Origin of the sequence: Catellatospora methionotrophica (assembly GCF_011297335.1) — a bacterium.
GTDB lineage: Bacteria > Actinomycetota > Actinomycetes > Mycobacteriales > Micromonosporaceae > Catellatospora > Catellatospora methionotrophica.
On the sequence record NZ_JAAOTJ010000021.1, the window covers coordinates 122,523 to 131,541 of the forward strand.

Sequence of the window (9,019 nt, forward strand, 5' to 3'; positions counted from 1 at the left end):
GCCGCGTCGGCGTCCTGTCTCGTACCAGCGTGGGGTCTCCGCGTGGGCGGCGGGTTCTTCGCGCGTCCCAGTGAGGGGATTCGCTCATGTCCAGGCCCACCGTGAGGGCGGCGCTGATGGCGCTGCTGGGCACACTCGTGGCCGCGACGGCCGTCGTCGTCGCCGCTCCCACCGGCAGCGCCGCTGCCGTGCCGACCCGCATCATGGCGCTCGGCGACTCGATCACCGGCTCACCCGGCTGCTGGCGGGCGACGCTGTGGAACCGCCTGCAGAGCACCGGCTACACCAACATCGACATGGTCGGCACGCTGCCGACGCAGGGCTGCGGGGTCGCCCACGACGGCGACAACGAGGGCCACGGCGGCTACCTGGCGACCAACATCGCCAACCAGAACCAGCTCGTCGGCTGGCTGTCGGCCACCCTGCCGGACGTGGTGCTGATGCACCTGGGCACCAACGACGTGTGGTCGAACCTGCCCAGCTCGCAGATCCTCGCCGCGTTCAGCAAGCTGGTGGACCAGATGCGGGCCAGCAACCCGGCCATGCGGATCCTGGTGGCGAAGATCATTCCGATGAACCCGTCGAGCTGCGCCGAGTGCGGGGCGCGGGTGGTGTCGTTCAACAACGCCATCCCGTCCTGGGCAGCGGGCAAGACCACCGCGCAGTCGCCCATCACCGTGGTCGACCAGTGGACGAGCTTCAACACCGCGACCGACACCTACGACGGCGTACACCCCAACGCGGCCGGCGACCAGAAGATGTCCGACCGCTGGTACCCGCCGCTGACCGCGGCGCTCAGCGGGGTCACGCCGTCGAACCCGCCGTCCCCGTCGGCCTCCCCGAGCCCGTCCGCCCCGCCGTCGCCGTCGGCGTCGCCGAGCCCGTCACGCCCGCCGTCGCCGTCGCCGTCGGGCAACACGGGCAAGTCGTGCTCGGTGACGTACGTGATCATTCGGGAGTGGCCGGGCGGCTTCCAGGGTGAGCTGCGGGTCACCAACAACGGCACGGTGCCGATCAGCGGCTGGTCGGTGCGGTTCACGTTCCCCGACGGCCAGGTGGTCACGCAGAGCTGGAACGGGCAGTACACCCAGTCCGGCGCCGCGGTGACCGTGCTCAACGTCAGCTGGAACGGCCTGCTGTCGCCGGGTGCCGGCACGTCGACCGGCTTCCTGGCCGGTTCTGCGGGAGTCAACGGCACGCCGGTGCCGACCTGCACAGCAATCTGATAAAAAGGATAAAAAGGGCGTACCCGTACTGCGGGTGCGCCCTTTCGCCGCACCGTCGCCGGCGCCTGCGGCCGTGTCGGCAGTCGGCCTCGGCAACGTGGTACAACTGGGGGTCGTGAATCGGCGGATCATGTCCGCAGATTCGGGTGAATACGGCCGGCCTGCGCCGGCTGTCGTTTTTCTGGCCGGCGGCGGAGGGGAGGCCTCGGTGGCTCAGCAGCCGCTGGGCGATGTCCGCGAGCAGTCGCGGGATCGTGTCCTCACCATCCCCAACCTGATCAGCTTCGCCCGCCTGCTCGGCGTGCCGCTGTTCCTCTACCTGTTCCTGGCCGCCGACCAGGTCGGCTGGGCCGTGGTCGTGCTCGGGCTGGGCGGCACCACCGACTGGATCGACGGTTACCTGGCGCGGCGGCTCGGCCAGGTCAGCCGCGTCGGCGAGCTGTTGGACCCGGCGGCCGACCGGCTCTACATCCTGGCGACGCTGCTGGCGTTCACCGTGCGCGACATCGTGCCGTGGCAGTTCACCGTCGCCCTGCTGGCCCGCGACGTGCTGCTGATGCTGACCTTCCCGGTGCTGCGCAGGCTCGGCTACGGCCCGCTGCCGGTGCACTACATCGGCAAGACGGCCACCTTCATCCTGCTGATGGGCTTCCCGGTCCTGCTGCTGGCCTGGGCGGTGCCGACCGGCGCGATGCACACCATCGCGTACGCGAGCGGCTGGGCGCTGTGCTGGTGGGGCATCGTCCTGTACTGGATCGCGGGCATCTTCTACCTGGTGCAGTTCGCCGCGGTGGTGCGGCGCTCCCGTGCGGCGGCGGCGTGAGCACCGGCTCTGAGCGCGAGCCGGAGCGGCCGGTGTCGACCCCGCCGTCGGGGCAGCGGGTGTGGCAGACGGACATGCTCACCGACCTCTTCCAGGACCCCCTGGACGGCGGCTACACCGACGCCGCCCGCGCCCGCCGCGAGCGCGGCCCGCTGGCGTCGTCGACCCGCCGGACGCGCCGCGGGTTCACCGTGGTCGTCTGCGTGGTCATCGGTGTGCTGCTGGCCGTGGCCTACCTGCAGGTGATCGCGCGCGCCCCGGCCCGCGCCACCACCCGCGTCGAGCTGATCAAGGACATCAACCGGCGCACCGCGGACACCGACAAGCTCGACCAGCGGGCCGAGAGCCTGCAGGACGAGGTGAACGGGCTGCGCGAGCGGGAGCTGTCCGACACCGCCATCAGCCAGCTGCGGGAGCTGGAGGCCGCGACCGGCGTACGCAAGGTCACCGGCGACGGCGTGGTGGTCACCCTCAGTGACGGCCCCAACGCGAGCTCCGAGCGGCTGGCCCGCATCCTCGACCTGGACCTGCAACTGGTGACGAACGCGCTGTGGGCGGCCGGGGCGGAGGCGATCTCGGTCAACGGGCGGCGGCTGACCTCGGTGACGCCGATCCGCACCGCCGGTTCGGCGATCCTGATCGGCAACGCGCACATCATCGGCCCGTACGAGGTGGCCGCCATCGGCCCGTCGGACCTGGCCGACGACTTCAACGACTCGGCCACCGCCGACACCTACCGCAAACTGCGTGACGACAAGCGTCTGGAGCTCGGCTTCGACGTGGACGAAAAGGACGACCTGGAGCTTCCGGCGGCGGTGATGCCGCGGCTGCAGTTCGCCCACGTGCCGCAGCCGTCGCCGTCGCCCTCCGGCACACCCACACCCTCAACCTCGCCCTCGGGAGGTGGCAAGTGATCGCAGTACTGGCGTTGATCGCCGGAGTGGTGCTGGGCGTCGTGCTCAACCCCACCGTCCCGGACGCGCTGCAGCCCTACCTGCCGATCGCCGTCGTGGCCGCGCTGGACGCGGTCTTCGGCGGCGTGCGCGCCAAGCTCGACGGGATCTTCGACGACAAGCAGTTCGTGATCTCGTTCATCTCCAACGTCCTGGTCGCGGGCTTCATCGTGTACCTCGGTGACAAGCTGGGAGTGGGCGGCCAGCTGTCCACCGGCGTGGTCGTCGTCCTGGGCGTGCGGATCTTCGGCAACGTGGCGGCGATCCGGCGCCGGTTGTTCAAGGCCTAGGTGCAGCGGTGAGCGACGAGAAGACCCAACCCATCGGTCCCGGCCCGGCCGACGAGCCGACCGTGCCCGTGGCGGGCCCGTCGGCCGGCGTCCCGGCCGACGAGTCACCGGCGGCCGCGAACCTGGCGGCGGAGAACACGGTCGCCGAGAACCCGAAGTCCGAGAACGCCCCGGCGGCCGCCCTGGGCGACGCCGACAGCGGGCCGCAGGCGGCCGCCGAGCCGGACGCGCCGACCCTGGCGGACGGCGTCAAGCGCCGGATCAGCGGGGCGGGGGCGGTGATCGGCGTGCTGCTGGTGCTGCTCGGCTTCACGCTGGCCGTCCAGCTCAAGAGCAACTCGGCGGACGAGAGCTACAACTCGCTGCGCGAGGAGGACCTCTACGTCATCCTCACCGACCTCGACTCGCGCGCGGCCCGGCTGCGCCAGGACATCAACGAGCTGGAGGCCACCCGACGCGAGCTCGCCTCGGGCGCGTCCAGCCGGGATCAGATCCTCAAGGAGGCGCAGGAGCGCGCCGACGACATCGGCATCCTGGCGGGCACGCTCAAGGCCCAGGGCACCGGCATCACGCTGCGGTTCGCCGACGGCTCGGGCCCGATCACCGCGGAGCACCTGCTCAACGCGGTACAGGAGCTGCGCGGGGCGGGCGCGGAGGCGATCCAGATCGACGGGACCGGCGGGTCCGTGCGGGTGATCGCATCCACCCACTTCACCGGCGCGGACGGCGGCGGCATCGACGTCGACGGCGTACGCCTGACCGGGCCGTACACGGTGACCGCGATCGGCCCGGAAGACCTGGACAAGGCCATGGAGTTCCGCGGCGGGGTGGTTGACGATGTGACCGGCGACGGCGGTACGGTGATCGTCAGTGAGCCGCACCCGGTCGACATCACCGCGGTGCGGGGCACGCCGAACCTGGAGTACGCGAAGCCCGTCTCCTGACGGGGGTTAGGCCACACGACGGCCTGGAGCGAAAGGGCACGACCGTGATTCCTGAGGACCTGAAGTACACCGCCGAGCACGAGTGGGTAACCACGTCGGGCGGGTCGGTCCGGGTCGGCATCACCCACTTCGCGCAGGACGCGCTGGGCGACATCGTGTACGTGCAGCTGCCGGAGACCGGCCAGGTCGTGGCGGCCGGCGAGTCCTTCGGCGAGGTCGAGTCCACCAAGAGCGTGTCGGAGATCTACGCCCCGCTCAGCGGCACCGTGACCGCCCGCAACGAGACTCTGGTGGATTCACCCGATCTGATCAACACCGACCCGTACGGCGAGGGCTGGCTGGTCGAAATCGAGATCGCGGATCCGTCCGCGCTGGATGCGCTTCTCGACGCGGCAGCGTACCGTGAGCTGACCCAGAGCTGAATCTTCATTCAGGGGCGTGAATCGCCGACGGGCGAGTCCGGTTGACCCTTCATTTCCAGGGTCGCTAGGCTCGCTCCCTAAGCTCGCCGCTGACGTCGAGTAACGCCCTACCCGGTGCCCATAGCAGTTCCACGGATACGTGGCCGATATGACCGTGAGGTGGTCCGATGACGCGACCAGACGACGAGTTCCCCCAGCTCGACGTCACGTCGACCCTGCACCTCGGCTCCCTGGAGGAGGCGCTGGAAGGGCCGGAGTCTGACGTAGTCCCGGGGCGGGTCTCGGGACAGCTGCCGCCGGGCATGGCCCTGCTGGTGGTGCGTCGTGGCCCGAACGCGGGCGCCCGCTTCCTGCTCGACCACGATGTGACGACCAGTGGCCGTCACCCCGACAGCGACATCTTCCTCGACGACGTGACGGTCTCGCGCCGGCACGCCGAGTTCCACCGGGACGGGTCCACGTTCACCGTGCGCGACGTGGGCAGCCTCAACGGCACGTACGTCAACCGGGAGCGGGTCGAGTCGGCCACGCTCAACAACGGCGACGAGGTGCAGGTCGGCAAGTTCCGCCTGCTGTACGTGGCCGGCCCGCGCGCCGAGGAGGCATGACAGCAGCGGTGCCGGCGTCGGCCGGCGGCGGGGGCGGAGCGGCGCGGGCACAGGCGCTGATGAGCATCGGCGAGGTGCTCGGGCTGCTGCGCTCCGATTTTCCGGACATCACCATCTCGAAGCTGCGGTTCCTCGAGACGGAGGGTCTGGTCGAGCCGCAGCGGACGTCGTCCGGCTACCGCAAGTACAGCCGCGAGGATGTGGCGCGGCTGCGGTTCATCCTCGGCGCGCAGCGTGACCAGTATCTGCCCCTGCGCGTCATCCGCGAGCAGTTGTCCGAAGGCGCGCACCTGACCCAGGTCCGCCCGACCCTGGTCGCGGTCGGCGACGACCACCGGCCCGAGGCCGTGCCGGAGCAGGTCGACGAGCGGCTGCGCCGTCAGGAGCTGTGCCACCGCGCCGGGATCACCGAGGCGCTGCTGGCCGACCTGGAGCGGCACGGGCTGGTCACGGCCCGTGCGGGGGAGTGGTTCGACGGCGACGCGCTGGCGGTCGCCGAGGTCGCCGGCCAGCTCGCCGAGTACGGCGTCGAGCCCCGGCACCTGCGGGCCTACCGGGTCGCCGCGGACCGCGAGGCGGGGCTGTACGCCCAGCTGGTGGCTCCGCTGATGCGCCAGCAGGACCCCACCGCGCGGGCGCGGGCGGCCGAGGCGATGCGGGAGCTGACGATCCTGTCGCAGCGCCTGCACGTGGCGCTGCTGCGTTCCGGGCTCAACGACGCGCTCGGCGGCTGACCGGCCCTCGTACGAGCCGAGGGTGCGCGTGGGCGTGTAGCGTGCAGTAGGAGAGGCTGAGAGGCAGTGTCGTCCGGTTCGCCGCGAGGCGGGCCAGTCGGACACCGGCCCCAGGCAGACGCGACGGAGGCGAGACGGTGCGCGAGCTGAGCGTGATCGGGGTAAGGGTCGAACTGCCCACCAACCAGCCGATCGTCCTGCTGCGTGAGGTGGAGGGTGACCGCTACCTGCCGATCTGGATCGGCGCGGTGGAGGCGACAGCCATCGCCTACGAGCAGCAGGGGGTCAAGCCGGCCCGGCCGCTTACCCATGATCTTCTTCGGGACCTGCTGCAGGCGCTGTCCGCGCCGCTGAAGGCCGTGGAGATCGTCGAGCTGAAGGACAGCATCTTCTACGCCGACCTGCTGATCGGCGACTCGGTGCGGGTGTCGGCGCGGCCCAGTGACGCGATCGCCCTGGCGCTGCGCGTCGGCGCACCGGTGCGCTGCGCGGAGCGCGTGCTCGACGAGGCCGGGATCATCATCCCGGACGAGCAGGAGGACGAGGTGGAGAAGTTCCGGGAGTTCCTGGAGCAGGTCCGCCCGGAGGACTTCGCGAGCTGACGGCGCGCCGTTAACGAGCAGGTCACCGAAAAGTGACGCTCCGGGACTCGAATGTGGCGTGTCGCGGCGTTACCTCCCCACCCGCCGGCCGCATCCGCTATAGGCTGCTTCACGTCGACACTCGGCGGGAGGTAGTCGCATGAATCAGCTCCACGATCCGCAGTCGCCTGGCAGTGACCCAGGTCGTCCCGGTGGTGCGGCCGCATTGCGCGGCGGCGTGGCGGAGGATGCCGACTCGGACGTGCAGGGCGGTTCGCTCGGCTATCGGGGCGTGACGGCCTGCCACGCGGTCGGGATCAGCTACCGGCAACTGGACTACTGGGCCCGGACCGGGCTGGTGGTGCCGAGCATCCGCGACGCGTCCGGCTCGGGCACCCAGCGGCTCTACTCGTTCCGCGACCTGGTCGTGCTGAAGGTGGTCAAACGGCTGCTGGACGCCGGGGTGTCGCTGCAGAACATCCGCCGCGCCATCGAGACGCTGCGGGCGTACGACGCCGACGACCTGGCCACCATCACCCTCATCTCCGACGGCACCTCGGTGTACGACTGCCGCTCGCCGGAGGAGGTCGTCGACCTGCTGCAGGGCGGCCAGGGTGTGTTCGGCATCGCCATCGGCGGGGCCTTCAAGGAGATCCAGGGCTCGCTGTCGCACCTGCCCGCCGAGCGCGGCACCGAGGTCGACGAGGCGACGGTCACCCCGTTCGCCCCGGCTGTGCTGCCGCTGGGCGTCACCGACGAGCTGGCCGCGCGCCGGGCCCGTCGCCGCGCAGGCTGAGCGCACGTTCCACCCCCCGAGGTGACGGGCGTCACCGGGGCGGGTAAGACATCACCATGCTCGTGCACACCGACGCACGCCGCCGCTGGCTGTGGACGGCGGCTGCCGCCGTGGCGGCGTACGCGCTGCTGACCTTCGCCGTCGAGATCACCTGGCCCCCGCTGGTGGAGCAGGACGCCGTCGTCAGCGCTGCCGCGCACCGGCTGGCGCTGGAGTATCCGGCGTGGCGCGTGGTGATGAGCGCGGTCACCCGTACCGGTGACACCGTCGTGCTGCTGTCGGTCCTCGCATTCACGCTCGGGTTCCTGCTGCGCCGCCGGATGCTCGCACACCTGGCCTTCGTGTGCGCGGCCGTGGCGGCCAGCGCGGCGCTGCGCCTGGTCGTACACGCGCTGGTGGCCCGGGACCGGCCCGAGGGCATGCTCGCGCTGGCGGCGGGCTGGTCCTATCCGTCCGGCCACACCAGCCACTTCGCGACCGCGGCGTTGCTGCTGTTCGTGCTGGTCTGGCCGCTGCTCGGAGCGCGCTGGCAGCGGGTGGCGCTGGTGGCGACGGTCGGCGGCTGGGCCGTACTGGTGGGGGCGAGCCGGGTCGCGCTGGTGGTGCACTGGCCGTCCGATGTGCTCGGCGGGTGGCTGGTCGCGCTGGCGGCGGTGCCGCTCGCGTTCATGACTCACGCTGTGCGGATAAATCACTCTCGTCCATAATTTTACATTGCTGTACGTGTATATCCGCTGCCAGTCTGGTCACCCGACCGGCCCGCTGGGGGCCGCGACGACACGAGGGTGGCAGCGATGACACGACGCTGGCTGGTGACGGGTTGCTCGACCGGGCTGGGCCGGGCGCTGGTGGAGCGGTTGGCGCAGGCGGGTGAGCGCGTGGTGGCCACGGCCCGCCGCCCCGAGACGCTGTCCGACCTGGCCGACCGGCACCCCGACACGGTGCTGGCCCTGCCCCTGGACGTCTGCGACCCGGTCGCCTGCGCCGCCGTGGTCGCCACCGCGACCGCGCACTTCGGCGGCATCGACGTGCTCGTCAACAACGCCGGATATGGGCAGTGCGGCGCGGTGGAGGAGGTCTCCGACGGCGAACTGGAGGCGCAGTTCGCGACGAACGTCTTCGCGCCGTGGCGGCTGGCCCGGCTGGTGCTGCCGCTGTGGCGGGCACAGGGCGGCGGGCACGCGGTGTTCGTCTCCTCGGTCGCGGGCGCGGTGCCGTTCCCCGGCCTCGCCGCGTACACCGCCAGCAAGTTCGCGCTGGAGGGCCTGGCCGAGTCACTGGCGCAGGAGTCGGCGCACCTGGGGGTGAAGGTCACCATCCTGCAACCCGGGGGCTTCAACACCCCGTACGGCACCTCCGCGGCCCTGCCGCGCCAGCGCGTGGACGCCTACGAACCGGTCGCCGGGCCGATGCTCGCGGGCCTTCGCGGCATGCACGGCAACCTGGAACTCAACCAGCCCGAACTGTTCGCCGAGGCGGTACACCGCCTGGTCGGCCTCGCCGAGCCGCCCCTGCGCCTGCCCATCGGCGAGGACGCCGGCCAGTTCCTCACCATGGCCCTGTCCGCCCGCACCAAAGAATTCGACGACGTCACCGCCGCCCGCCTCCACCTCCCCGCCACCCCCTGACCCACCCCCACCCC

12 protein-coding genes are annotated in these 9,019 nt (G+C 71.2%); all 12 read left to right on the top strand.

Features of this window, described 5'->3' with window-relative positions:
• Positions 1–86: 86 nt before the first annotated feature.
• The 12 genes from HAV40_RS32280 to HAV40_RS32335 all read left to right on the top strand — a co-directional run bounded on the left by HAV40_RS32280 (position 87) and on the right by HAV40_RS32335 (position 9,005).
• Entirely contained in the window at positions 87–1,226 is a 1,140-nt protein-coding gene (locus HAV40_RS32280) for a cellulose binding domain-containing protein (RefSeq protein WP_166388020.1), read from the top strand.
• A gap of 208 nt (positions 1,227–1,434) precedes the next feature.
• On the top strand, positions 1,435–2,049 hold the full coding sequence (clsA, locus tag HAV40_RS32285) for a cardiolipin synthase ClsA (protein WP_239086987.1): 615 nt from the start codon (positions 1,435–1,437) through the stop codon (positions 2,047–2,049).
• Positions 2,046–2,963, top strand: a complete 918-nt coding sequence (locus HAV40_RS32290) for a DUF881 domain-containing protein (RefSeq protein WP_239086988.1) — start codon at positions 2,046–2,048, stop codon at positions 2,961–2,963. The genes clsA and HAV40_RS32290 overlap by 4 nt, the downstream gene beginning before the upstream one ends.
• Positions 2,960–3,292 (top strand): small basic family protein, encoded by a 333-nt coding sequence (locus HAV40_RS32295; protein WP_166388024.1) that lies wholly within the window; start codon positions 2,960–2,962, stop codon positions 3,290–3,292. The genes HAV40_RS32290 and HAV40_RS32295 overlap by 4 nt, the downstream gene beginning before the upstream one ends.
• Before the next feature lie 8 nt (positions 3,293–3,300).
• Complete coding sequence (locus HAV40_RS32300) at positions 3,301–4,236, top strand: DUF881 domain-containing protein (protein ID WP_166388026.1); 936 nt, start codon at positions 3,301–3,303, stop codon at positions 4,234–4,236.
• A 44-nt stretch (positions 4,237–4,280) separates the two neighbouring features.
• Positions 4,281–4,658, top strand: coding sequence for a glycine cleavage system protein GcvH (gcvH, locus tag HAV40_RS32305; protein WP_166388028.1), 378 nt, complete (start codon positions 4,281–4,283; stop codon positions 4,656–4,658).
• Positions 4,659–4,825: 167 nt separating this feature from the next.
• Complete coding sequence (locus HAV40_RS32310; protein ID WP_120315525.1) at positions 4,826–5,266, top strand: FHA domain-containing protein; 441 nt, start codon at positions 4,826–4,828, stop codon at positions 5,264–5,266.
• Positions 5,267–5,325: 59 nt separating this feature from the next.
• Complete coding sequence (gene ftsR, locus HAV40_RS32315; protein WP_166388079.1) at positions 5,326–6,000, top strand: transcriptional regulator FtsR; 675 nt, start codon at positions 5,326–5,328, stop codon at positions 5,998–6,000.
• A gap of 137 nt (positions 6,001–6,137) precedes the next feature.
• Positions 6,138–6,602: a bifunctional nuclease family protein gene (locus tag HAV40_RS32320; RefSeq protein WP_144127411.1), complete on the top strand. Its 465-nt coding sequence runs from the start codon at positions 6,138–6,140 to the stop codon at positions 6,600–6,602.
• A 139-nt stretch (positions 6,603–6,741) separates the two neighbouring features.
• A complete protein-coding gene (locus HAV40_RS32325) occupies positions 6,742–7,377 on the top strand; it encodes a MerR family transcriptional regulator (RefSeq protein WP_239086989.1) in 636 nt (211 codons plus the stop codon).
• A gap of 56 nt (positions 7,378–7,433) precedes the next feature.
• Positions 7,434–8,084 carry a phosphatase PAP2 family protein gene (locus tag HAV40_RS32330; protein WP_166388030.1) on the top strand — a complete coding sequence of 217 codons (651 nt, stop codon included), beginning with the start codon at positions 7,434–7,436 and terminating at the stop codon, positions 8,082–8,084.
• Between the two features lie 87 nt (positions 8,085–8,171).
• Positions 8,172–9,005 carry an SDR family oxidoreductase gene (locus tag HAV40_RS32335; protein WP_166388032.1) on the top strand — a complete coding sequence of 278 codons (834 nt, stop codon included), beginning with the start codon at positions 8,172–8,174 and terminating at the stop codon, positions 9,003–9,005.
• Positions 9,006–9,019 lie beyond the last annotated feature (14 nt).

Excerpts from the sequence above, each read along its gene's own strand:
- ftsR (WP_166388079.1), top strand. The coding sequence starts at position 5,326 with ATGAGCATCGGCGAGGTGCTCGGGCTGCTGCGCTCCGATTTTCCGGAC.
- HAV40_RS32325 (WP_239086989.1), top strand. The coding sequence starts at position 6,742 with ATGAATCAGCTCCACGATCCGCAGTCGCCTGGCAGTGACCCAGGTCGT.
- HAV40_RS32330 (WP_166388030.1), top strand. The coding sequence starts at position 7,434 with ATGCTCGTGCACACCGACGCACGCCGCCGCTGGCTGTGGACGGCGGCT.
- HAV40_RS32335 (WP_166388032.1), top strand. The coding sequence starts at position 8,172 with ATGACACGACGCTGGCTGGTGACGGGTTGCTCGACCGGGCTGGGCCGG.
- HAV40_RS32310 (WP_120315525.1), top strand. The coding sequence starts at position 4,826 with ATGACGCGACCAGACGACGAGTTCCCCCAGCTCGACGTCACGTCGACC.
- HAV40_RS32280 (WP_166388020.1), top strand. The coding sequence starts at position 87 with ATGTCCAGGCCCACCGTGAGGGCGGCGCTGATGGCGCTGCTGGGCACA.